The sequence below is a fragment of the Streptococcus suis genome (assembly GCF_017601095.1).
In the GTDB taxonomy this organism is placed as follows: Bacteria; Bacillota; Bacilli; order Lactobacillales; family Streptococcaceae; genus Streptococcus; species Streptococcus suis_Z.
Genome location: NZ_JAGFUX010000003.1, coordinates 222,218 through 242,864, shown reverse-complemented (window position 1 = coordinate 242,864; position 20,647 = coordinate 222,218). Strand labels below are relative to the sequence as shown.

22 protein-coding genes are annotated in these 20,647 nt (G+C 43.0%); 18 read left to right on the top strand and 4 right to left on the bottom strand.

The window, feature by feature from the left end; genetic code table 11:
* Window positions 1-9 precede the first annotated feature (9 nt).
* From ftsA to ileS, 9 genes are all read left to right on the top strand, one after another.
* Entirely contained in the window at window positions 10-1,389 is a 1,380-nt protein-coding gene (gene ftsA, locus J5566_RS04055; RefSeq protein ID WP_208562190.1) for a cell division protein FtsA, read from the top strand.
* 19 nt (window positions 1,390-1,408) lie between these two features.
* Window positions 1,409-2,644 carry a cell division protein FtsZ gene (ftsZ, locus tag J5566_RS04050; RefSeq protein WP_208562189.1) on the top strand — a complete coding sequence of 412 codons (1,236 nt, stop codon included), beginning with the start codon at window positions 1,409-1,411 and terminating at the stop codon, window positions 2,642-2,644.
* 1 nt (window position 2,645) lies between these two features.
* Window positions 2,646-3,317: a YggS family pyridoxal phosphate-dependent enzyme gene (locus J5566_RS04045; protein ID WP_208562222.1), complete on the top strand. Its 672-nt coding sequence runs from the start codon at window positions 2,646-2,648 to the stop codon at window positions 3,315-3,317.
* Between the two features lie 12 nt (window positions 3,318-3,329).
* Window positions 3,330-3,905, top strand: coding sequence for a cell division protein SepF (locus J5566_RS04040; RefSeq protein ID WP_208562188.1), 576 nt, complete (start codon window positions 3,330-3,332; stop codon window positions 3,903-3,905).
* Between the two features lie 3 nt (window positions 3,906-3,908).
* Window positions 3,909-4,169 (top strand): YggT family protein, encoded by a 261-nt coding sequence (locus J5566_RS04035; RefSeq protein ID WP_208562187.1) that lies wholly within the window; start codon window positions 3,909-3,911, stop codon window positions 4,167-4,169.
* Window positions 4,166-4,960, top strand: coding sequence for an RNA-binding protein (locus J5566_RS04030; protein ID WP_208562186.1), 795 nt, complete (start codon window positions 4,166-4,168; stop codon window positions 4,958-4,960). Before J5566_RS04035 ends, J5566_RS04030 begins: the two co-directional genes overlap by 4 nt.
* A gap of 8 nt (window positions 4,961-4,968) precedes the next feature.
* Window positions 4,969-5,673, top strand: coding sequence for a DivIVA domain-containing protein (locus J5566_RS04025; RefSeq protein ID WP_208562185.1), 705 nt, complete (start codon window positions 4,969-4,971; stop codon window positions 5,671-5,673).
* A 226-nt stretch (window positions 5,674-5,899) separates the two neighbouring features.
* Entirely contained in the window at window positions 5,900-6,349 is a 450-nt protein-coding gene (locus J5566_RS04020; protein ID WP_208562184.1) for a GNAT family N-acetyltransferase, read from the top strand.
* On the top strand, window positions 6,346-9,138 hold the full coding sequence (gene ileS, locus J5566_RS04015) for an isoleucine--tRNA ligase (RefSeq protein ID WP_208562183.1): 2,793 nt from the start codon (window positions 6,346-6,348) through the stop codon (window positions 9,136-9,138). Before J5566_RS04020 ends, ileS begins: the two co-directional genes overlap by 4 nt.
* Window positions 9,139-9,244: 106 nt before the next feature.
* On the opposite strand, the gene J5566_RS04010 is transcribed toward ileS, so the two are convergent.
* From J5566_RS04010 to J5566_RS04000, 3 genes are all read right to left on the bottom strand, one after another.
* Window positions 9,245-9,550, bottom strand: coding sequence for a DUF1827 family protein (locus J5566_RS04010; protein WP_158455495.1), 306 nt, complete (start codon window positions 9,548-9,550; stop codon window positions 9,245-9,247).
* Window positions 9,551-9,601: 51 nt separating this feature from the next.
* Window positions 9,602-10,060, bottom strand: a complete 459-nt coding sequence (locus tag J5566_RS04005; RefSeq protein ID WP_208562182.1) for an NUDIX hydrolase — start codon at window positions 10,058-10,060, stop codon at window positions 9,602-9,604.
* A gap of 513 nt (window positions 10,061-10,573) precedes the next feature.
* A complete protein-coding gene (locus J5566_RS04000; RefSeq protein ID WP_208562181.1) occupies window positions 10,574-12,808 on the bottom strand; it encodes an ATP-dependent Clp protease ATP-binding subunit in 2,235 nt (744 codons plus the stop codon).
* A 341-nt stretch (window positions 12,809-13,149) separates the two neighbouring features.
* Between J5566_RS04000 and J5566_RS03995 the strand changes: the two genes are divergently transcribed.
* The 4 genes from J5566_RS03995 (at window position 13,150) to J5566_RS03980 (ending at window position 15,882) form a co-directional block, all read left to right on the top strand.
* Window positions 13,150-13,380, top strand: a complete 231-nt coding sequence (locus J5566_RS03995; RefSeq protein ID WP_158455487.1) for a DUF1797 family protein — start codon at window positions 13,150-13,152, stop codon at window positions 13,378-13,380.
* A 114-nt stretch (window positions 13,381-13,494) separates the two neighbouring features.
* Entirely contained in the window at window positions 13,495-14,184 is a 690-nt protein-coding gene (locus tag J5566_RS03990) for an amino acid ABC transporter permease (protein ID WP_208562180.1), read from the top strand.
* The gene (locus J5566_RS03985; protein ID WP_208562179.1) at window positions 14,177-14,911 is read left to right on the top strand and encodes an amino acid ABC transporter ATP-binding protein; all 735 of its coding nucleotides are present in this window, start codon (window positions 14,177-14,179) and stop codon (window positions 14,909-14,911) included. Before J5566_RS03990 ends, J5566_RS03985 begins: the two co-directional genes overlap by 8 nt.
* 116 nt (window positions 14,912-15,027) lie before the next feature.
* A complete protein-coding gene (locus tag J5566_RS03980; protein WP_208562221.1) occupies window positions 15,028-15,882 on the top strand; it encodes a bifunctional methylenetetrahydrofolate dehydrogenase/methenyltetrahydrofolate cyclohydrolase in 855 nt (284 codons plus the stop codon).
* A gap of 71 nt (window positions 15,883-15,953) precedes the next feature.
* Here the strand turns inward: J5566_RS03980 and ypfJ are convergent, their stop codons facing one another.
* The gene (ypfJ, locus tag J5566_RS03975; RefSeq protein WP_208562178.1) at window positions 15,954-16,862 is read right to left on the bottom strand and encodes a KPN_02809 family neutral zinc metallopeptidase; all 909 of its coding nucleotides are present in this window, start codon (window positions 16,860-16,862) and stop codon (window positions 15,954-15,956) included.
* 147 nt (window positions 16,863-17,009) lie between these two features.
* On the opposite strand from ypfJ, the gene xseA reads away from it, so the two are divergent.
* Genes xseA through J5566_RS03950 form a run of 5 tightly spaced genes read left to right on the top strand, consistent with a single transcriptional unit; the run spans window position 17,010 to window position 20,647 of the window.
* On the top strand, window positions 17,010-18,353 hold the full coding sequence (xseA, locus tag J5566_RS03970; protein ID WP_208562177.1) for an exodeoxyribonuclease VII large subunit: 1,344 nt from the start codon (window positions 17,010-17,012) through the stop codon (window positions 18,351-18,353).
* Window positions 18,328-18,543, top strand: coding sequence for an exodeoxyribonuclease VII small subunit (locus J5566_RS03965; RefSeq protein WP_208562176.1), 216 nt, complete (start codon window positions 18,328-18,330; stop codon window positions 18,541-18,543). Before xseA ends, J5566_RS03965 begins: the two co-directional genes overlap by 26 nt.
* Window positions 18,543-19,415, top strand: coding sequence for a polyprenyl synthetase family protein (locus tag J5566_RS03960; protein ID WP_208562175.1), 873 nt, complete (start codon window positions 18,543-18,545; stop codon window positions 19,413-19,415). The genes J5566_RS03965 and J5566_RS03960 overlap by 1 nt, the downstream gene beginning before the upstream one ends.
* Window positions 19,408-20,229 (top strand): TlyA family RNA methyltransferase, encoded by an 822-nt coding sequence (locus J5566_RS03955; protein WP_208562174.1) that lies wholly within the window; start codon window positions 19,408-19,410, stop codon window positions 20,227-20,229. The genes J5566_RS03960 and J5566_RS03955 overlap by 8 nt, the downstream gene beginning before the upstream one ends.
* On the top strand, window positions 20,222-20,647 hold the full coding sequence (locus J5566_RS03950; protein WP_208562173.1) for an arginine repressor: 426 nt from the start codon (window positions 20,222-20,224) through the stop codon (window positions 20,645-20,647). The genes J5566_RS03955 and J5566_RS03950 overlap by 8 nt, the downstream gene beginning before the upstream one ends.

Below are 20,647 nucleotides of genomic sequence, written 5' to 3'. Positions count from 1 at the left end.
ACTGATCGAATGGCTAGAAATGGCTTTTTTACGGGATTAGATATCGGTACAAGCTCCGTTAAAGTCTTGGTTGCAGAGTATATTGATAATGAAATGAATGTCATCGGCGTCAGCAATGTAAAAAGTGCAGGCGTAAAGGATGGGATAATTATTAACATCGAGGTGGCGGCAGGTGCTATCAAGAAAGCCTTGGCTCAAGCTGAAGAAAAAGCAGGAATCCGTATTGACCGTGTCAATGTAGGTCTTCCAGCAAACCTTTTGCAGATTGAACCAACTCAGGGTATGATTCCAGTAACAACAGATTCGCAAGAAATCACAGATGTAGATGTTGAAAATGTTGTTAAATCTGCCTTGACCAAGAGTATGACACCAGAACGAGAAGTCATTTCTTTTGTACCAGAAGAGTTTATCGTTGATGGATTTACTGGTATTAAAGACCCACGTGGTATGATGGGGATTCGCATGGAAATGCGTGGCTTGCTCTATACAGGACCACGTACTATCTTACACAACCTTCGTAAGACGGTAGAACGTGCGGGTGTACAGGTTGATAATGTTGTTATTTCACCATTGGCCTTGACTCGCTCTGTCTTGAACGAAGGTGAGCGTGAGTTTGGTGCAACGGTTATTGACTTGGGTGGTGGACAAACCACCGTGGCTGTTATGCGTGGTCAAGAGTTGCAATACACCAATATCTACCAAGAAGGTGGAGACTACATTACTAAAGATATTTCAAAAGTTTTGACAACTTCTCAAAGCATTGCAGAAAACTTGAAATATAACTATGGAATTGCTTATCCTCAGGAAGCAACTGAAAAAGAGAAATTCTCAGTTGAAGTTATAGGTGAGAGCACACCAGTTGAAGTGACAGAACGTTACCTTTCTGAGGTGATTGCTGCTCGACTTCGTCAAATCTTCGCTAAAGTGAAACAAGATTTGGAGCGGACACGTGCCTTGGAACTCCCAGGTGGGGTAATTCTTGTTGGGGGGGGAGCCATCCTTCCAGGAATTACAGAGTTGGCTCAAGAAGTGCTTGGAGCCAATACTAAGTTGTTTATTCCGAACCAGATTGGGATTCGCAATCCTGCCTTTGCGCATGTTATTAGCATTGTTGAATATGTAGGTGCTTCTAGTGACGTAGATAAGATTGCACAGCGTGCTGTAAATGGAGAAGCAACGCTTCGTCAACGTCCAATCGATGTTCCAGTAGATATTCCAACTCAACGCAATACTCCAGTTGTTGCGCCTAGTGATTTAGTTACAGAATTGCATTCGGACACAGCAGATCAAGACACCACTTCTGTATATGTAGAAGAACAATTAGAAGAAGGTACAAAAGCGAAATTCTCTGATCGGGTCCGTGGCTTGTTTGGAAGCATGTTTGAATAAAAGAAAAGGTGAAAAAACTATGACATTATCATTTGAAGCAGCTGCCCGTCACGGAGCTGTCATTAAAGTAATCGGTGTTGGTGGTGGTGGCGGGAACGCCATCAACCGCATGATTGAAGAAGGTCTTGCTGGTGTTGAATTTATCGCAGCAAACACAGATGTTCAAGCCTTGAGTAGCTCAAAAGCAGAAACTGTAATCCAGTTGGGTCCAAAATTGACGCGTGGTTTGGGTGCTGGAGGTCAACCTGAAGTTGGTCGTAAGGCAGCCGAAGAAAGTGAAGAGGCATTGACTAGCGTCTTGACAGGTGCGGATATGGTCTTCATCACTGCTGGTATGGGCGGTGGCTCAGGTACAGGTGCTGCACCAGTGATTGCACGCATTGCGAAAAACTTAGGCGCTTTGACAGTAGCAGTTGTTACTCGTCCATTTGGTTTCGAAGGAAACAAACGTGGTGCTTTTGCGGTTGAAGGGATTGAATCACTTCGTGAGTACGTTGACACATTGTTAATCATTTCCAACAATAACTTATTGGAAATTGTTGACAAGAAAACGCCACTCTTGGAAGCTTTGAGCGAGGCTGACAACGTACTTCGTCAAGGTGTACAAGGTATCACTGATTTGATTACCAACCCAGGACTCATTAACTTGGACTTTGCAGACGTTAAGACTGTCATGGAAAACAAGGGCAATGCTCTAATGGGTATCGGTATCGGTACAGGTGAAGATCGTGTTATCGAAGCAGCACGTAAGGCCATCTACTCACCTTTGTTGGAAACAACAATCGATGGCGCCAACGATGTAATTGTTAACGTAACAGGTGGCTACGACATGACCCTGACAGAAGCAGAAGAGGCTTCGGAAATCGTTCATCAAGCAGCTGGCCAAGGTGTGAATATCTGGTTGGGTACTTCGATTGACGATACAATGAAAGACGAGATCCGTGTGACGGTTGTTGCAACTGGTGTTCGTCAAGAAGCGGTTGAGCGTGTAACTCGTCCAAGTCGTCCAGAAGTAGTCACAGTTAGCCGACCTGCTCAACGTTTTGACTATGCAACACCCCAGGCTCCAACTCCTCAAGCAGCTCCTCAGCGAGTAGAAACTGCGGCAAGTTCAGCTTTTGGAGAATGGGATTTGAGAAGAGATAATCTTCTTCGCCCTACGGAAGTAGAATCATCTAAACTATCTGTTGAAAAATTCAAAGCAGATGATATTGAAGATGAATTGGATACTCCACCATTCTTCCGTAACCGTTAAGATGTCGATTAAACGTAATTATGATGAAGTGATGGCAAGCATTGAAGGGGCTTGCCATCATGCCCATCGTACAAAAGATTCTGTAAATGTAATAGCTGTCACAAAATATGTGGACAGCTCTATTGCTAAAGAACTGATTGATGCAGGAATTTGCCATATCGGCGAGAATCGAGTGGATAAATTCCTAGAGAAATATAAGACTTTACATGAGAATGGATTAGTTTGGCATTTGATTGGCAGTTTACAGCGTCGGAAGGTAAAGGATGTTATCAATTATGTTGATTACTTCCATGCCTTGGATTCCCTTTCTTTGGCTGCTGAGATTGAAAAGCGTGCGACAAAAACAATCAATTGTTTTTTGCAAGTGAATATCTCAGGAGAAGAAAGCAAGCACGGTTTTGCTCCTGAAGAATTGGATGAAGTGATTTCCCAACTACAGACATTAAAAAACATTCGCTTAGTTGGTCTCATGACAATGGCTCCGATTGATGCGAGTTCAGAAGAATTGGATAAAATATTTGCAAAGACTTCTGAAATCTGTCAGACATTAGCTGCTAAGCACATCCCCAATATGCCATTTACAGAATTAAGCATGGGAATGAGCGGTGATTTTGAACAAGCCATTCAAAATGGAGCTACTTTTGTTCGGATCGGTTCAGCATTTTTTAGATAGGAGAAGATAAAAGTGGCATTAAAAGATACCTTCAAAAACTTTTTTAATTATTTTGAAATGGATGATAGCGATCTATATCGGGAAGAAGTCCGTCAATCAGAAGTGAAGCAGTCCCCTACTCTGCGTCTTGCTCCGTCGAGTCAATCAGCTCGAACGACCATGACTGAAAAAAATGGGCAGCAGCGTACGGATGAACAACCAGTTTCCCGTAAAGTGGAAAATAGTATTCAACGATTGAACGATCGACAAATGGAGTTAAAATCCAATAGTCATTCAGTAGAGGTGAAGACAACCATTGACATCAAGTATCCAAAACGTTATGAGGATGCACCTGAAATTGTTAACTTGTTGTTGGAAAATGCTAGTATATTGATTGATTTCCAATACATGTCTGATCCACAGGCTCGTCGTTGTTTGGATTACTTAGACGGTGCTCGTTCTGTCTTGGCTGGAAACCTCAAAAAAGTTTCAAATTCTATGTGGTTATTGACTCCAGTAAATGTGACCGTCAATATAGAAGAGATTCGAAATGCGAACCATCAGTCAGGTCAGTCAGATCTGGAATATGATTTCGATATGAAAAGGTAAATCATGGATTTAATCATTATCATCCTCTTAAAGGCTTTGGAAATTTATTCCTATATTTTATTGGCCTATGCCTTTATGTCATGGATCCCTGGTTTGTATGATACCTTTATTGGCCGACTGGTGATTTGGATGGTTCGACCAATTCTTCTTCCATTTCGAAACTTACGACTGCAGTTTATGGGCCTGGATTGGACTATATTCATTGTGATGGTTGTGTTAAATCTGGCCTATCGTTTTCTATATTATTGGTTGGTTGTTCTATGACCTCAGCTCGTCACCAAGTCTACCAACATTATAATAAAGATGAATGGGCCTATTTGGATAAGATAGCCAGCCTGGCACAATGGGTGGTGGATTCTTATCAATTTCGATTGACGGAATTTGTTCATTCACGACAAGAAAAAATAATACGTGATGTAGCCAATTATCATGGATTGGCGGTCTATTCTTCTAGAGAAATGCTAGGAACAGAGTATGGTCGTTGCATTGTTGCTCCAGAATATTATCAGTTGGAGACAACAGATTTTGAAATAAGCATCTTGGAGTTGACTTACGCTGAAAAATTTCATCAATTGACACATGCGCAGATTCTAGGGACACTCTTGAATCGCTTAGGAATCAAGCGGGAGTTACTTGGTGACATTTTTGTAGAAGAAGGCAGAGCGGTTATTCTAGTGGATAAACGTTTCGTTTCCACCATTGAGGCAGAAGTGCAGAAAATTGCAAAGGCCAAGGTACATTGGAAAGAACTAACCTGGACAGATTTAGATCGAGTTGAGAAACCAAAGGGCCAAACCAAGACAATCTTGGTGAGCAGTATGCGGCTGGATAAGATAGTTGCAGCGAGTTTTAACCTGTCTCGCCAGCTCGCTACTAGTCTGATTGATTCCGGGAAGGTAAAAGTGGATTATGTTTCAGTCGGACAAGCTTCGCGAACTGTACAAGAGGGTCAGTTAATAAGCGTTCGGTCATTTGGGAGAGTGGAAGTTCGAAATTTTTTAGGATATTCAAAACAAGGTAAAATAAAATTAGAAATTGAATTTTTCAAGAAATAGGGGAAGTTATGGCATTAACATCATTAGAAATAAAAGATAGAACCTTTGGAACTAAGTTCCGTGGCTACAACCAAGAAGAAGTTGATGAATTTTTGGATATGGTTACTGTTGACTACGAAGACTTGGTTCGTACTAAACATGAACAAGAGTCTGAAATCAAGTCTTTGAAGGAGCGTTTGGCTTACTTTGACGAAATGAAAGAATCGTTGAGTCAATCAGTTCTCTTAGCCCAAGATACTGCTGAAAAAGTAAAGGTTGCAGCTGAAGACCGTGCCTCAAATATTATCAAACAAGCAGACTATGATGCTCAAAACTTGCTCAATGAAGCAAAAGACAAGGCTAACGAAATTCTTCGTAATGCAACTGATAATGCTAAAAAAGTAGCGGTGGAAACTGAAGAGTTAAAAAATAAAACAAGGATCTTCCACCAACGTCTGAAATCAACAGTTGAGAGTCAATTGTCCATCATCAACTCATCTGATTGGGAAGAAATCTTGCGTCCAACTGCGACTTACTTGCAAACAAGTGATGAAGCTTTCCGCGAAGTGTTAGAGAAAGCTTTACAAGAGAAAACTGAAATCCAAGAAGAAGATGGTTTGGATGTAACCCGTCAATTGTCTCCTGAAGAAGTAGCTGAGTTGAAACGTCAAGCAGCTGCTTTAGAAGCTGACGAAGCTGCTGCGGCAGACAAAATTGATATTGAGTATAACTAAAATAGTTCAAGAACAAGCCTGATAGAAATAAGTTAAGCGAGCAGGAGATGGTGGAAGCCCTGTATTCCCTTTCAATCAGTGTATCATCTTGAGAGAATTGGTTCTGAATCCAGTAAGAGCCAACGTGGGCTCACGTTACGGGCATTGAGGGACAGGGGAAACTCTGTCTGAACAAAGGTGGTACCACGAACTTTCGTCCTTTTTGACGGAAGTTTTTTATTTGCATATGATAAAATTACAACTAGTAGATTATGAAAGTTTTGAAGCGGTGATTGCTCTTTCGCTTGACGAGAAGGATCAACGCAAGGTTGCTCCGAATCTCTATTCATTGGCGCAAACCTGGCTCTACAGGGAGTATAATCAACTCGAAGCGCTCGCCATCTGGGCAGCAGATAAGGTTGTAGGCTTTCTCCTTTTGTCAAAAGAGGGAGAGAATTGGTTAATCTGGCGCCTGATGATTGATCACCATCAGCAAGGAAAAGGCTATGGTAAGGAAGCTCTGCGCCAGATTATGAGACGGGCAAAAGCAGATGCTGATTGTAAATCGATTCAGGCGAGCTACGTTGTTGGCAATCATAAAATGAGGTCCATCATGTCCAGTCTAGGCTTTGTTTCACTTGGCTTGGATGGAAATGAAATAAAAATGGAATATCAACTAAATAAGGAGATAAAATGAAATTAAAAGAAACACTTAATCTAGGTCAAACAGCCTTTCCAATGCGTGCAGGCTTACCAACACGTGAACCTGAATGGCAAAAAGCTTGGGACGAGGCAAACTTGTATGCCCGTCGTCAAGAACTCAACGCAGGCAAACCAGCCTTTCATCTTCATGATGGACCTCCATACGCTAACGGAAATATCCACGTTGGACATGCTTTGAACAAGATTTCAAAAGACATTATTGTTCGCTCTAAGTCAATGTCAGGCTTCCGAGCACCTTATGTACCAGGTTGGGATACACATGGTCTTCCGATTGAGCAAGTCTTGGCGAAACAAGGTGTTAAGCGCAAGGAAATGGACTTGGTAGAATACCTTGAAATGTGTCGTGATTACGCTCTTAGCCAAGTTGACAAGCAACGCGATGATTTCAAACGCTTGGGAGTTTCTGCAGACTGGGAAAATCCATATATTACCCTCACGAAGGATTATGAAGCTGCTCAGATCCGTGTCTTTGGAGCTATGGCAGACAAGGGCTATATCTACCGTGGTGCCAAGCCTGTTTACTGGTCATGGTCATCTGAGTCTGCCCTTGCAGAAGCTGAAATCGAATACCATGACATTGACTCAACATCTCTTTACTATGCCAACAAGGTTAAAGATGGCAAGGGACTCTTGGATACAGATAGCTACATCGTTGTCTGGACAACGACTCCATTTACAGTAACGGCTTCTCGCGGTTTGACCATGGGAGCAGACATTGACTATGTCTTGGTTCAACCTGCTGGCTCTGACCGAAAGTATGTCTTGGCAGAAGCCTTGGTTGACAGCCTGGCAGCCAAATTCGGTTGGGAAACCTTTGAAGTGATTTCAAAACACAAGGGTGCTGAATTTGAATATATTGTGACCGAACACCCATGGGATAGAGAAGTGGATGAATTGGTCATCTTGGGTGACCATGTCACAACGGACTCGGGTACTGGTATCGTCCATACGGCTCCAGGTTTTGGTGAGGATGACTACAATGTTGGTGTCAAATATAACTTGGAAGTTGCCGTAACGGTCAACGAACGTGGCTTGATGAATGAAGCTGCGGGTCCTGATTTTGAAGGTCAATTCTATGATAAGGTTGTGCCAACTGTTAAGGAAAAATTGGGTGACTTGCTCCTTGCTAGCGAAGTCATCAATCACTCCTACCCATTCGACTGGAGAACCAAGAAACCAATCATCTGGCGTGCAGTACCGCAATGGTTTGCCTCTGTTTCCAAATTCCGTCAGGAAATCTTGGACCAAATCGAAGCAACAACTTTCAATCCATCTTGGGGTAAAACGCGTCTTTACAACATGATCCGTGACCGTGGTGACTGGGTCATCTCTCGTCAGCGTGCTTGGGGTGTGCCGCTTCCAATCTTCTATGCAGAAGATGGTACAGCCATTATGACCAAGGAAGTGACAGACCACGTTGCTGCCCTTTTTGAAGAGCATGGGTCTATCATCTGGTGGAAATCTGAAGCAAAAGACCTCTTGCCTGCTGGTTTCACCCATCCAGGTTCACCAAATGGCGAATTTACCAAAGAAACTGACATCATGGACGTTTGGTTTGACTCAGGTTCGTCTTGGAATGGCGTTATGAATGCCCGTGAAAATCTTGCCTACCCAGCAGATCTCTACCTAGAAGGTTCAGACCAATACCGTGGTTGGTTTAACTCGTCTTTGATTACCTCTGTTGCTGTAAATGGTCATGCGCCATATAAAGCTATCTTGTCACAAGGTTTTGTCCTTGATGGTAAGGGGATGAAGATGTCTAAATCGTTGGGGAATACCATTCTTCCAAGTGATGTTGAGAAACAGTTTGGTGCAGAAATCTTGCGTCTGTGGGTGACATCCGTTGATACTTCAAACGATGTCCGCGTATCTATGGACATCCTTGGACAGGTTTCTGAAACCTACCGTAAAATCCGTAATACCCTTCGCTTCTTGATTGCCAACACTTCTGACTTCAATCCTGCAAGTGATGCGGTAGCCTACGAAGAACTTCGTTCTGTTGACCAGTATCTCTTGGTGAAATTCAACCAATTGGTAGCCCAAATTCGTGAAGCCTACGACAATTATGATTTCATGGCAATTTACAAATCTGTAGTAAACTTTGTGACTCTTGATCTGTCAGCCTTTTACCTCGATTTTGCCAAAGATGTCGTCTACATTGATGGTGCTAAATCACTTTCTCGTCGCCAGATGCAGACAGTCTTCTATGACATCTTGGTGAAAATTACCAAGCTCCTGACTCCGATTTTGCCACACACGGCAGAAGAAATCTGGTCCTACTTAGAGCATGAAGCAGAGGAGTTTGTTCAATTGGCGGAAATGCCAGAGGTGGAAACATTTGGCAATGAAGCGCAGCTTTTAGCTGATTGGGAAAGCTTTATGGTCTTCCGTACAAAAGCTCAAAAAGCCTTGGAAGAAGCACGTAATGCTAAAGTGATTGGTAAATCGCTAGAAGCACATCTGACTGCCTATGTGTCAGTTGAAACCAAGTCCTTCTTGGAGAGCTTGAATGCAGACCTTGCTCAGTTGCTTATTGTTTCTAACCTTACAGTAACCACGGAAGTAGCTCCTGAGACTGCTGTTCTGGTAGAAGAAGTTGCCTTTACTGTAGAGCGTGCAAGCGGTGAAGTATGTGACCGTTGCCGCCGTATTGATACTAGTGTTGCAGAACGCAATTATGGAGCGACAATCTGTGACCACTGTGCAAGCATAGTGGAAGAAAACTTTGCTGAAGCAGTAGCTCAAGGTTTTGAAGCCAAGTAAAAGTGTAGAATCTCCGATCTATGATATGTAAAAAATATCCTAACTTCTTGATGAGGTTAGGATTTTTCTGTATGAAAAAAGGAAGCCTAGCTTCCTTTTTAGTTGTTTATTCAGTGACAATAGGGATAGACATTTCAATTAGTCTATCGGTGTGAATCGTACGAATAGCCGCCTTGTTGATGGTCCGTTCGTCAATTTTGCGATGGAGGAAGAAATCACGAATCTTCTCAATCTCAGATTGTTGGACAGCACGGTATTTGTTGCTAATCAGCAATTCATAGTGGCGGGGTGCCTGTGTAAAAATCACATCCGTATTTCCAGCTGAATAGGTTTCAACTAGGAAGGCATCGGTATTGGCGAGTTGACTTTGTACCAGTTGGGCGTGACTATTGGTCGTATTGATAATTTTCATGCATGACCTCCTATCCTTTTGCTTTATTATAGCATTCTTGATGTGAATTTTCTAGTCTTTCTTTGCGGCTTGACCGATTTTCCATTGCTCGATTCCCCACTTATGACTGCCACGTTTGAGCAGTTGGATGGCTTCTTCCACTGGGAACCAGGCAAGATGATTAAAATCTTCTAAGGGCTTGCCGACTTCTTGGTAATCCAAGACTTGGTAGATATAGGCTGGATTGTAGTAGTAAGTATCGCGGTGACTAGAGTAAAAATATTCGTCAGCTTGGCCGTAATACTGGCCGATTGTTGCGGTGAAGCCAAGCTCTTCTATCAGTTCTCTTTCCAATGCGGTCAGGTGATTTTCCCCTTCTTCAATCTCTCCGCCAGGCAAAAACCAGGCGCCATTTGGGGCTTGGACCAGGATAATATGCGTCTTTTCAGGATTAGAAATCACAGCGTACACTCCATATCGGTTGGTATAGGTTACATTTTCTTCTTTGACTCCGAATGTTGCCTGGTCCATGTTTGTTGCCTCCATCTGTCACAATTTTCTAAATTTTTCCTACTTTTTTCTGTCATTATACCATGTTTTTATGATTTTTCCTTCCGAAAAGCATTAAGGATTGTCATATTTTAGCTTAAAAATATGAGCAAGTGAATGATTGTTTGAGAGAAAATTTTTCATCATTCTATCTGAGTACAAAAGGTTATATTATCAGGTTGAGTAGTGAATATTTTTCAATCTTTGAAAAGTCATTGATGATTAAATCAGTTTCAAAATATACAATCATTAGTTTGAGGAAACTTTGAAAATGACATATTGACGGATTGCTAAAAATTCCCAAAAAGACAGAAATTATTCGTGTATGGGATAGTCATGGAAATTTTAGACGATTTGGCAAAGTCAGGTCGTCTATCAATGAACTTGGACATGGGAATAATCTATTTTTTCAAACTCACTTCTCGAGAGGATTTCCTTTTACAAGAACAACTCCCAACAGGATGTTAAGGGAGTGTTGTTTTTAGTGGGGAGTTATTAAGTAGGCTGATCTGCTTTTTTCTGATTGGCTTTGATGATGATGTCTCCTTTAGGATTCATGATAGCACGTAATTCTTTTTCTTGCGGATACTCCAGATAGAAATCCGTAATGGCATCCTCAATCTGATCTTGAATGGTTCTGCGGAGTGGACGAGCTCCCATTTTTGGATCATAACCCAAATCAACCAGCTTTTCTTTGACCTTGTCTGTTACATGCAGACTAATGCAGTTGTTAGACAAGCGTTTGTTAACGTCATCTAGCATGAGGCTGACGATTTCGAGTAAGTTTTCCTTGCTGAGTGGCTGGAATTCAATGATACCGTCAAAGCGGTTCATAAATTCGGGACTAAAGAAATTGCCGAGTTGGTCAAGGACAGATTGGGTTCGGCCTTCCATGGCTGCACCAAATCCGACGCTGGCTTCCACTTTTCCAGTACCAGCATTTGACGTCATGATGATGATGGTGTCCTTAAAGCTGACAGTTCGACCTTGTCCATCTGTCAAGCGACCATCGTCTAGAACCTGAAGAAACATATGCATAACATCAGGATGGGCTTTTTCAACCTCATCGAGCAAGATGAGAGAATAAGGATTGCGGCGGACTTTTTCAGTGAGTTGACCGGCTTCTTCATAGCCCACATATCCTGGAGGAGCACCGACTAGCTTGGCTACAGCATGTTTCTCCATGTACTCCGACATATCGAAACGGATCATGCTATCAGCTGATCCAAAGAGTTCAATGGCCAACTGCTTGGAGAGTTCGGTTTTTCCGACACCTGTTGGTCCGACAAAGAGGAAGGAGCCGATTGGACGATTTGGTGCCCCTAGCCCGACACGGTTGCGGCGAATGGCCTTGGCAATCTTATCCACTGCGTCATCCTGTCCGATGACATGAGCTTTAAGGTCACTAGCTAGGTTAATGAGTTGGGATTGTTCTTTTTCCTTGAGGTCACCAACTGGGATGTTGGTTTTCTGCTCGACAATGGCTTCGATTTCTTTTTCAGTAATGAGTGGTGTGTCTTCTTCGCTCAAGGTTGCCTTTTGCATTTCCTTGTATTTGGCAATTTGATCACGGAAGTAGGCTGCCTTTTCATAGTCTTCATCGCGGGTAGCTTGTGCCTTACGATTTTCAGCATCGATCAAGCGTTGATCAATTTCTTTGGGATCTACAAAGTTGAGGGTCAAGTTCATCTTAGAGCCCGCCTCATCCAAGAGGTCAATAGCCTTATCTGGTAAGAAGCGGTCCTGAATGTAACGGTTCGAGAGAACTGCAGCCGCCTCGATTGCAGCATCCGTGTATTTGACATGATGGTAGTCTTGGTACTTGCTCTGAATACCCTTGAGAATGGTAATAGTTTCCTCCACACTCGGCTCATCAACCTTTACTGGCTGCATACGTCGTTCTAAGGCAGCATCCTTTTCAATAATCCGGTATTCATTGAGCGTTGTTGCACCGACCAGTTGCATTTCCCCACGAGCAAGTGCTGGTTTGAGGATATTGCCAGCATCCATGTTGCCGTCACCAGCAGATCCAGCACCGACAATTTCATGGATCTCATCAATGAAGAGAATAATCTCGCGGCGATTGCGGATTTCTTCCATGAGTTTTTGCATGCGTTCTTCAAACTGACCACGGATTCCAGTTCCTTGGACAAGGCTAACAACATCAAGTCGGATGACTTCCTTACCTTGCAATTTTTGTGGGACATCGCCGTCGACAATTTTTTGAGCTAACCCTTCAACGACAGCGGTTTTACCAACACCTGGTTCGCCAATGAGAACTGGATTGTTCTTGGTACGGCGGTTGAGAATTTCGATCACTCGTCGAATTTCTTGATCGCGACCAATGACAGGATCAATATCACCACGTCGGGCAATTTCTGTGACATTGATACCAAATTCTTCTAATAAACCGTTTGGCTTTTGCGGTGGTTGCTGATGACCACCATTGCCATTGTTGCCTCCACCTGATTGCGTAGGAGGTGTTTGGCTTCGTGCCTTCCCTGCTGGTGTTTGACCTGGATAGCCTCCAAGATGATTGAAAAACTCGCTGAAGGGATCCATATTGTTGGGGTTGGTTAAATCACCAAGCCCTTTCAAAATGGCATTATTCGGATCCGTTTTCATGATTTGATAGCAGTTGTGGCAGAGGTCAACCTGTTGTTGTTTTCCGTTTAGGTTGGTATAGAGATGGATGGTTGCGTCATTGATTTTACAGTTATGGCAAAGCATATGGTTCCCTCTTTTCTGTTTTCTGACCAAAAGGATTAGTCAATAAAGGTCAAATATAAGTCAATTATATCAAGTTTCCATTAAAATGCAAGAATCTGCTATCTTCCATATCTCTTTATATAAGTTTCGTTTTGGGGCAATACCTGTCCCATTTTTGGACGCAGTGAGTGAATTAATTTGACAAAATAGGTCTTTTTATGCGAAACTCCTTTTTCCTTGCATTTTATCAAGAAATCAAGCAATAGAAAAAGAAGGAAAATAGGGGATTCTCTAGCTAAAATACTTACAAATTATCAAAATTGTGGTAAAATATACCTATACTAAGAATTAGGAGACATTTTATGGAATCACATTTGGTGAGAATCATTAGCCGTTTACAGGCCATGGCCAGTGATGGCGGAACCTTGAAACGCAACTTTGAACGTGAGGGTGTTGTTGTGGCTGAGGTTGCATATAGTAATGATGAAGTCAATGGTGCTGTCTTTACATTGAGAGACGTTGCTGCAAGAGAAACCTATACTTTTGATAGCATTGATTTGATTGCAATGGAAATTTACGAACTTCTTTATTAGGAGAGAAAATAAGGCGCTGACTAAGCGCTTTTTTTCTGAATATTTTTTCGTTATATTTGAATTTTTATACACATCATGGTATAATTATGAAAATCATTGATTAGGAGTATGTAAATGGATTTTTCTTTTCTTTCAAAATATTTAGGCTATTTTAATTACGGAGCCTTAGTAACCATTATTATTGCCTTCTTTGTTGTCTTTTTCGGGAGTATTCTAGGGCTTCTTTTGGCCTTGGCTCAGCGTAGCAAGTGGAAGGTCTTGGTTTGGTTTGCAAATCTGTACGTATGGATTTTCCGTGGAACACCCATGTTAGTGCAGATTATGCTTGCTTTTTCGATGATGCACCTGTCTGCGCCAACCTTTCAATTGGGAGTGTTATCAGTTGACTTGACGCGTTTGATTCCAGGGATTGTGATTCTGTCGATGAACTCTGGTGCCTATGTCTCAGAGACTATTCGGGCAGGGATCAATGCTGTTCCAAAAGGTCAGCTTGAAGCAGCCTACTCGCTAGGGATTCGTCCGGTTCAGGCCATGCGCTATGTCATTATGCCTCAGGCCATTAAAAACATACTTCCAGCTTTGGGAAATGAGTTTGTAACCATTGTCAAGGACAGTTCACTTTTGGCTACAATAGGAGTAATTGAGTTGTGGAATGGTGCAGGTTCTGTTGCAACCATGACCTATCTGACTAGAGAGCCATACTTTGTTGCTGCAGCTTATTACTTGATGATGACCAGTATTTTGACATTCGCCATCACACGCTTTGAGAAGAAATTAAACAAGGGAGGTCAGGGCCATGACTAATGCCATTATCTCAATCAGAAATTTGCATAAGTATTTCGGAAAAAATGAAGTTTTAAAAGGCATTGACTTGGATATCCAACAAGGCCAAGTGGTTGTCATTATCGGACCTTCTGGATCCGGAAAATCAACATTCTTGCGTACCATGAATCTCTTGGAAGTTCCGACCAAGGGAACGGTGACTTTTGAAGGGGTTGATATTACGGATAAATCAAATGATATTTTCAAGATGCGTGAAAAAATGGGCATGGTTTTCCAGCAATTTAACCTTTTCCCAAATATGACCGTTTTGGAAAATATTACCCTGTCTCCCATTAAGACAAAGGGCATAGCAAAGGCAGAAGCTGAAGCCAAGGCCAAGGAATTGCTTGAAAAGGTTGGTCTGCCAGATAAGGCACAAGCCTATCCACAAAGCCTTTCAGGTGGTCAGCAGCAGCGGATTGCCATTGCCCGTGGTTTGGCTATGGATCCAGATGTCTTGCTCTTTGATGAGCCGACCTCTGCCCTTGACCCTGAGATGGTTGGTGAGGTTCTCGCGGTAATGCAGGACTTGGCCAAGTCTGGGATGACCATGGTCATCGTAACCCATGAGATGGGCTTTGCACGTGAGGTAGCGGATCGAGTACTTTTCATGGATGGAGGTGTCATTGTTGAAGATGGCACACCAGAAGAAGTATTCGAACACACCAAAGAGGAAAGGACCAAGGATTTCTTATCTAAAGTCTTGTAGGATAACTCCGACATTGTTCGGAGTTTTTTGTGTTATTGTATGAATTTGGGGAGAAAGTGAATCAAAAAAGGGAAAAATAAGGTATAATGAAGAAAAAAGTAAGGAGAATTCAAGAGATGGTTGTGATTGATGGAAAAGCATTGGCCGCAAAAATGCAGGATACCTTGGCAGAAAAAACAGCTCAATTAAAAGAGGAGAAAGGCTTGGTGCCAGGACTGGTCGTTATTTTGGTGGGTGAAGACCCTGCTAGTCAGGTCTATGTCCGCAATAAAGAACGGTCAGCCCTTGCAGCAGGTTTTAAGAGTGAGGTGGTGCGAGTAGCGGATACCATTTCAGAAGCTGAATTGTTGGAATTAATCGAAGGCTACAATCAATCTGAGGAATGGCATGGTATTTTGGTGCAGTTACCTCTACCTGCCCACATCAGCGAAGAAAAAGTTTTGTTGGCTATTGATCCAGACAAGGATGTGGATGGTTTCCACCCGACTAATATGGGTAAATTCTGGTCAGGCCATCCGGTCATGATTCCGTCAACTCCAGCAGGAATTATGGAGATGTTCAAGGAATACCAGATTGATCTAGAGGGTAAGTCAGCTCTTGTCATCGGCCGTTCCAATATCGTTGGAAAACCCATGGCCCAGCTTCTGCTGGATGCTAATGCGACGGTAACCATTGCCCATTCACGGACTAGAAATCTGGCAGAACTGGCTCATCAGGCGGATATTTTAGTCGTTGCTATTGGCCGTGGACATTTTGTGACCAAGGATTTCATCAAGCCAGGTGCAGTCGTGATTGATGTGGGTATGAATCGTGATGAAAATGGCAAGCTGATCGGGGATGTCAAGTATGATGAAGTGGCAGAAGTTGCTAGCTACATTACCCCTGTTCCGGGCGGAGTTGGCCCTATGACCATTACCATGCTTATGGAGCAGACCTATGAAGCATGTGTCAGAAGTGGAAAATTAAAATAGGTGAGTTCAGTTAGTGCTTCCCTAGAAGCTGAAACAGAAAATCCCCAGTCATTGGACTGGGGATTGATTTTTTATGGATTGGAAACGGAGAAGGTATCTCCGTGTGCTAAGTCACCGTGTGTGTAGCCAAGGTCAAACCATTTTTTACGTTGGGCTGAGGTCCCATGTGTGAAACTATCTGGTACGGTACGACCGTAAGCTTCTTGCTGGAGCGTATCGTCTCCAACAGCATGGGCTGCATTCATGGCCTCTTCGATGTCTCCGACTTCTAAGAAACCCTGCCCCTCCACGTATTTGGCCCATGCTCCAGCGTAGTAGTCCGCTTGTAGTTCCAAACGAACGTTGAGGGCATTCCCTTCCTTGTCTGATAACTGGGTGCGTTTTTGATGATAGGCGCCAAGGATTCCCAATTCGTTCTGAACATGGTGTCCAACTTCGTGAGCAATAACGTATGCCATAGCAAAGTCGCCTGCGGCATTGTAGCGGTTGGACAATTCTTGATAAAAGGTCGTATCAATATAGATCTTTTGATCTGCAGAACAGTAGAAGGGACCTGCTTGAGAAGACCCGATTCCGCATCCAGTTTGGGTCTGATCGGAGTAGAAGACCAGGGTTGGAGCGTTATATGTATAGCCATTATTGGCAAATTCTTGTGTCCAAAAGTCTTCAGTTGAGCCCAGGACCTTACTCATGAAAATGGCATCTTGGTCGGAGATATTGGTGCCAGAGGTCGTTACCTGACTGGACTGGTATTGGTTATAGGAAGTCGATCCAGGTAAGAGATTTCCCAAGCCAGACATACCACCAAAAAGCAGAAAGACCAGAATCAATACTATTTTACCCTTCCAGCCTAGTCTTGAGAAGAGGAGGCTAAAGAGAAGGTTGCTACCGCCACTTGCCTGTCGATAGTTCATACCAGAACTGGATTGCCCTCGGCGATCTTCTATGTTTTTACTTTGTCTCAGATCATCTAATTTCATATCTTTCTCCTTGAAGTCCTTGACAATATTATATAGTAAATCGGAAAAATTTACAGTAATTTTAATCAGAAAAAGCCGTTTTTTCAAAGAGGAAATTAGAGGGAAATTTTGATATAATAGTAGGGATATAGTATAGAAGGAGTGGGCATGGTTGAATATTTGTCGGTTAGCCATCTGACCAAGTATTTAAAATTAAAATTTGATCGAGATCCCTATTTGGAAAGTGTTTACTTGACTGGTCAAGTGTCCAACTTCCGTAAGCGACCAAGTCATCAGTATTTTTCGCTCAAGGACGATAAGGCTGTCATTCAGGCCACCATGTGGGCTGGTGTCTATAAACAGCTAGGATTTGAACTGGAAGAAGGGATGAAGATCAATGCCGTCGGCCGTGTTCAGCTCTATGAACCAAGTGGGTCCTATTCCATCGTCATTGAAAAAGCAGAGCCGGATGGGATTGGTGCCTTGGCCATCAAGTTTGAACAACTCAAACAAATTTTGACCCAGGAAGGCTTGTTTAAACAAGAATTCAAGCAGGAACTGCCTCGCTTTACTAAGAAAATCGGTGTCATTACCAGCCCAAGCGGAGCTGTTATTCAGGATATTATTACAACGGTTAGCCGCCGCTTTCCTGGTGTGGAAATTATCCTCTATCCGACCAAGGTTCAAGGAGATGGGGCTGCTCAGGAAGTAGCGGCCAATATCCAAAAAGCCAATGAGCGTGAAGATTTAGATGTTCTCATCGTCGGTCGTGGTGGCGGATCTATAGAAGACCTGTGGGCTTTCAATGAGGAAATAGTGGTTCGGGCTATTTTTGAATCACATATTCCTATCATTTCCAGTGTAGGTCACGAAACGGATACGACTCTGGCAGACTTTGTGGCAGACCGCAGGGCAGCCACTCCGACAGCTGCAGCAGAATTGGCGACCCCTGTGACCAAGGCAGATTTGCTGGGTTATTTCAATCAGCAGGAAAATCGAGCCTATCAGGCCATGACCAATCGCTTGAAATTTCTGAGAGGGCAGGTTGAGAAAATTAGCCAGTCGGTCATGTTTCGGCAGCCAGAACGCTTATACGATGGATATTTACAAAAATTAGACCGCTTGACCAATCAGTTGCAGACACGGACGAATGAAGTATACAGCCAGCAGAAACAGGCTAGTTTGTTACTCGATCAACGCCTACAAGGCTTACATTTTGGCCGAAAAATTGAGAGTTTTCAAGAAAGAATTATCCAGCAGCAACGCCTACTGAAGAGCAATATGGCCAATATATATGATAATAAGGTGGCAAAAGCAGATAAACTTATGGAAACCTTGACCACTCTCGATACCAGTCGCATTGTGGCCCGTGGCTATGCCATGCTTTTACAAGATGGTCGGGTTTTAGATAGTGTGGAAACGATACAAAAGGGTGAACACCTAACCATTCAGATGAAGGATGGTCAACTTGATGTGGAGGTAAATCATGTCCAAAAAGACAAAAACATTTGAAGAAAATTTAGCTGAATTAGAAGGAATTGTAACCAAATTGGAGCGTGGGGATGTAGCCTTGGAAGAGGCGCTTGCCGAGTTTCAAAAAGGAATGATTCTGTCTAAAGACCTGCAAAAGACACTGGCGGAAGCTGAAAAGACCTTGGTCAAGGTTATGCAGGCAGATGGCAGTGAAGCGGAGATGAACTAATGGTTGAAGTGAAACGGATTGATCAGGAAATTCGCGATTTTTATTACAAGCGTGGAACCATTGTTTCAGAAGAATTGATTGATGCGATTTTGTATTCGATTGATGGTGGTGGAAAGCGGATTCGACCGGTCTTATTGCTTCAAATCGTGGAAGGATTTGGGGTCGAACTACAGCAAGCCCACTACCAAGTGGCCGCTGCCTTAGAGATGATACACACAGGAAGCCTGATTCACGATGATTTACCAGCTATGGATGATGATGATTACCGGAGAGGTCGACTTACTAACCATAAGAAATTTGACGAAGCGACAGCTATTTTAGCAGGCGATAGCCTCTTTTTGGACGCTTTTGGCCTCCTGTCTCTGGCTGATTTGCCAAACCAGGTTTTACTTGAATTGATCCAGCTCTTGTCATTAGCATCTGGAACCTTTGGGATGGTCGGTGGTCAAATGCTGGACATGCTAGGTGAAGGAAAGGAACTGGAAATTTTTGACCTAATTAAAATTCACGAAAATAAGACAGGTCGTCTTTTGACTTTTCCATTTCATGCAGCAGGGATTATCACGCAGCAGCCAAGCTCTGTAGTTGGTTCCTTGTGGCAAGCTGGGATGTTGATTGGTCATGCCTTCCAGGTTCGAGATGACATTTTAGATGTAACGGCAGATTTTGACGAATTGGGCAAAACGCCTCAGAAAGATTTGGTGGCTGAAAAAGCAACATATCCAAGCCTGTTAGGGTTAGAAGAGTCCAAATTCATTGTTCAGGATTCATTGAATAAGGCTGTGGCCATTTTTAAGGAATTAGAAGAAAACAATGGCTTTAAGGGGCAAGAAGTGTATCAATTGATAGAAAGTTTACGAATCAATGGCTAAGGAAAGAGTAGATGTATTAGCTTATAAACAGGGGCTTTTCGAGACGCGGGAGCAGGCCAAACGTGGTGTTATGGCGGGACTGGTTGTATCGGTGATCAATGGCGAACGCTACGATAAACCCGGTGAGAAAATTGACGAGGGAATTGAACTTAAGCTCAAAGGCGAAAAACTCAAGTATGTCAGCCGAGGTGGTCTCAAATTAGAGAAAGCCTTGGAGTTTTTCGAATTATCAGTTGAAGGGCAGACGACGATTGATATTGGAGCTTCGACAGGTGGATTTACGGATGTTATGTTGCAGGCCGGTGCCAAGCAGGTCTATGCTGTTGATGTCGGTACCAATCAGCTGGCGTGGAAATTGCGTCAGGATGAGCGGGTTATCAGCATGGAACAGTATAATTTCCGCTATGCTGAGTTAGCTGATTTTGAAGCAGAGCAACCGACCTTTGCTTCTATTGATGTCAGCTTTATCTCCCTGAGCTTGATTTTGCCAGCTCTGCATGGCGTTTTGGCAGACAAGGGTCAGGTGGTTACCTTGGTTAAACCACAATTTGAAGCCGGGAGGGAATCAATTGGGAAAAATGGCATTGTCAAGGACAAGGCTGTCCATCTCAAGGTCTTAGAGCAAGTAACTGCAATGGCTATTGCAACAGGTTTTTCAGTCAAGGGCATGACTTTTTCTCCAGTTCAAGGCGGACATGGTAATATTGAATTTTTAGCCCTGCTTGAAAAATCAGAATCAGCCCAGTTTGAGACTACGATCGACCTTTCTCAGTTGGTTCAATTGGCACATGAGGAATTTCAGAAGGATGAATAAGAAAGAACGTTTAGAATTAATACAGGACCTGGTAGTCCGCTATCCAATCGATACCCAAGATGAGATTGTAGAGCGACTGAAAGACTTTGGGATTCAGGCAACACAGGCAACTGTTTCGCGTGATATTAAAGAATTGGGGATTATCAAGGTTCCAACGGCCGATAACACCTACATTTACGGTTTGCCAAAGCCCAAGCAAAAATCGCCAGAAACCAAGTCAATCCTAGACCTGAGAAGCATGGACAGGATGATCCATATCGACCTGGTTCCAGGATCCTCCTTGGTGATTAAGCGCCAAATCTTGGAACAGTTTGAAGATCAAGTCTTCAGCGTTATCGCTGATGATGATAGCATTTTGCTGATTGTGAAAGACGAAGATTATCTTCCGCAAATCCAACAGACAATAAGGATGTGGTAG

Bases quoted from the DNA above. Each gene is read 5' to 3' on its own strand.
- J5566_RS04020 (WP_208562184.1), top strand. From the start codon at position 5,900: ATGATAAAATTACAACTAGTAGATTATGAAAGTTTTGAAGCGGTGATT.
- J5566_RS03955 (WP_208562174.1), top strand. From the start codon at position 19,408: ATGGCTAAGGAAAGAGTAGATGTATTAGCTTATAAACAGGGGCTTTTC.
- J5566_RS03950 (WP_208562173.1), top strand. From the start codon at position 20,222: ATGAATAAGAAAGAACGTTTAGAATTAATACAGGACCTGGTAGTCCGC.
- ypfJ (WP_208562178.1), bottom strand. From the start codon at position 16,862: ATGAAATTAGATGATCTGAGACAAAGTAAAAACATAGAAGATCGCCGA.
- J5566_RS03960 (WP_208562175.1), top strand. From the start codon at position 18,543: ATGGTTGAAGTGAAACGGATTGATCAGGAAATTCGCGATTTTTATTAC.
- J5566_RS04030 (WP_208562186.1), top strand. From the start codon at position 4,166: ATGACCTCAGCTCGTCACCAAGTCTACCAACATTATAATAAAGATGAA.
- J5566_RS04005 (WP_208562182.1), bottom strand. From the start codon at position 10,060: ATGGACCAGGCAACATTCGGAGTCAAAGAAGAAAATGTAACCTATACC.
- ileS (WP_208562183.1), top strand. From the start codon at position 6,346: ATGAAATTAAAAGAAACACTTAATCTAGGTCAAACAGCCTTTCCAATG.
- J5566_RS03990 (WP_208562180.1), top strand. From the start codon at position 13,495: ATGGATTTTTCTTTTCTTTCAAAATATTTAGGCTATTTTAATTACGGA.
- J5566_RS03985 (WP_208562179.1), top strand. From the start codon at position 14,177: ATGACTAATGCCATTATCTCAATCAGAAATTTGCATAAGTATTTCGGA.
- J5566_RS03965 (WP_208562176.1), top strand. From the start codon at position 18,328: ATGTCCAAAAAGACAAAAACATTTGAAGAAAATTTAGCTGAATTAGAA.
- xseA (WP_208562177.1), top strand. From the start codon at position 17,010: ATGGTTGAATATTTGTCGGTTAGCCATCTGACCAAGTATTTAAAATTA.
- ftsA (WP_208562190.1), top strand. From the start codon at position 10: ATGGCTAGAAATGGCTTTTTTACGGGATTAGATATCGGTACAAGCTCC.
- J5566_RS03995 (WP_158455487.1), top strand. From the start codon at position 13,150: ATGGAATCACATTTGGTGAGAATCATTAGCCGTTTACAGGCCATGGCC.
- J5566_RS04025 (WP_208562185.1), top strand. From the start codon at position 4,969: ATGGCATTAACATCATTAGAAATAAAAGATAGAACCTTTGGAACTAAG.
- J5566_RS04010 (WP_158455495.1), bottom strand. From the start codon at position 9,550: ATGAAAATTATCAATACGACCAATAGTCACGCCCAACTGGTACAAAGT.
- J5566_RS04000 (WP_208562181.1), bottom strand. From the start codon at position 12,808: ATGCTTTGCCATAACTGTAAAATCAATGACGCAACCATCCATCTCTAT.
- J5566_RS03980 (WP_208562221.1), top strand. From the start codon at position 15,028: ATGGTTGTGATTGATGGAAAAGCATTGGCCGCAAAAATGCAGGATACC.
- J5566_RS04045 (WP_208562222.1), top strand. From the start codon at position 2,646: ATGTCGATTAAACGTAATTATGATGAAGTGATGGCAAGCATTGAAGGG.
- ftsZ (WP_208562189.1), top strand. From the start codon at position 1,409: ATGACATTATCATTTGAAGCAGCTGCCCGTCACGGAGCTGTCATTAAA.
- J5566_RS04035 (WP_208562187.1), top strand. From the start codon at position 3,909: ATGGATTTAATCATTATCATCCTCTTAAAGGCTTTGGAAATTTATTCC.